Here is a 1,939-nt window from a genome sequence, read left to right as displayed (position 1 = left end):
GGCGAATTGCTATGTCGACCAACGGTTTCGGGGCATCACGAAATAGACCTGAGTGCGCTCGGCTGACGAGAGCGCACCAGGCCGCGAGTTATCGCATCGCCCTGGGTTTTTCGACGAATGCGCGGCGAATCCGCGCGTGATCCAACTAGTGCTCGAAGCGGCCGGGCTTACTGGCTCGCCGGCCGGGATGCGGTTGCCTCCGGGTCACCGCATCCGGACTGTCCTACTGCCGATCTCCTCCAACTGTCACCTGCATCACAGGGATGCCGTTCATGCATGTGGACACTAGGCGTTTACACAATAAAAAGGAACTTTTTCCTGAAAAAAAGTTGGACGAGCGTCTAGTTGGCAGCCGATCCGGCGCGAAGATCGCGATGAATGTGGGTCGGACCACATAACAAGGCGGCGGTGTGACCGACCGCACTTTCGGATGTGGAGATTAGGAGTCGAAACGTTGCAACTGCGTTGCATCGGCGCCCAGGCGCCGATCCAGCACCCGGATCTTGGCTTCGATCTGCGCATACAGCGGAGACTCACGGTCCACGGTGGCCCGATAGGCCGCCCACGCCGCCGCGTCGTCGCGTCCTTCGGCGCCCGCGGTCCACCGACTCAAGACCGAAGCGTCGCCGGAACGTAATACAGCCGTTCTCAAGCGCACCCGCAATTCATCGCGAATGTCTATAACTCCCGGAGCGGTCGAACGCGGCAACACCGGGCCCGCGTACAGCCGCACGGCGGCGTCCACATCCCCGGAATCCAGGGCGGCGCGCAGCGCCTCCACATCCGTGGCGATCGGCACGCGCAACCGGTACGGGCGCGAGCCGAAGACGTTCGAACCGACCACCGAGCGCAGCCGCGACATGGCGGCGCGAATCGTGGCGTTGTCCAGATCGGCGTCATCGAGCAGCAGGGCGAGGTGATCGGCCGACAACCCCTCGGAATGTTCGGCGAGCAGCAACAGGATCTCGGCGTGCCGCTGCGACAACGGGACCCGCTCCCCCGCCACGGTGAGCTGTGGCTGCCCGAGTCCGAGCACCTCCAGGCCCAGGCGCTCCGGCGCGGGCGCGTCGGCGTGCGAACGCCGATCCTGACCCGAGCGCACCGCGGCCAGCAGCAGATCCATCTCCGCGGCCGTGGCCGCCGCCTTCACCAGCGCCAGGATCTCCGGGCGCGCCACCCGCACACCGCCGGCGATCATCAGCACGCCCACCAGGCGGCCGTCCGGATCGTGCACCGGCGCAGCCGCTCCCGTGATCTGGTGCATGCGGTGCAGGAAATGCTCGGGGCCGTGGATCCAGGCCGCGCGGCCGGTGCGCACCACCAGGCCCACCGCATTGGTGCCGACCCGGCGCTCGCTCAGGTCATTGCCCTCGCGCAATCCCGCCTCGGCGGCCGGCTGCACCCGGTCGGCATTGCCGTGCACCGAGAGCACGCGGCCGAACTGGTCTGCCACCACCACGATCAAACCGGTACTGGTCGCGTCCCGCAGCAACAGCTTGTCCACCAGCGGCATCACCGCGGCGATCGGATGCGCGTCGCGATAGCGCTCGAGGTCCGCACCGCGCAGGCCGCGACCGTCCCCATCGTCCATCGGGTCCACGCCGCCGCGCACGCTGCGCAGCCACGATTCCAGGACCATGGGACGTAACAGGCCGGGCAGTTGCCCCAGCTGTTCTCCACCCAGGCTGAGATATCCGTGAGCCTGGGCGGCATATGTTTCGAGCGCACCGAGTTGACTGCCCGGTTCGGCGCCGTGGTTAGGGTTTCCCCCACCCGCAAGATTGCTGACCATTTGCCTTTCTTTCCGCACCCAAAGGGTACCGGCGGACCTGAGAGCCCAAGGCGGAAGCAGGACGTTTGTCCGACAGGTCACACAGCAACCGTGCCCTAAGGAAATGTGAGCTACGCAGCATCTTGTTAAACACGCCGTGTTCAGTCA

At 66.0% G+C, this 1,939-nt stretch carries 1 protein-coding gene; it reads right to left on the bottom strand.

Annotated elements, in window-relative coordinates:
* Positions 1–439 precede the first annotated feature (439 nt).
* Positions 440–1,792, bottom strand: coding sequence for a GAF domain-containing protein (locus tag ACFYTS_RS08720; RefSeq protein ID WP_357281711.1), 1,353 nt, complete (start codon positions 1,790–1,792; stop codon positions 440–442).
* Positions 1,793–1,939: the final 147 nt, after the last annotated feature.

This window comes from Nocardia sp. NPDC004151, assembly GCF_042874235.1.
GTDB lineage: Bacteria > Actinomycetota > Actinomycetes > Mycobacteriales > Mycobacteriaceae > Nocardia.
The sequence above is the reverse complement of the archived record's forward strand: the minus strand, read 5'-3'. Positions and strand labels throughout refer to the sequence as shown.

Bases quoted from the DNA above. Each gene is read 5' to 3' on its own strand.
- ACFYTS_RS08720 (WP_357281711.1), bottom strand. From the start codon at position 1,792: ATGGTCAGCAATCTTGCGGGTGGGGGAAACCCTAACCACGGCGCCGAA.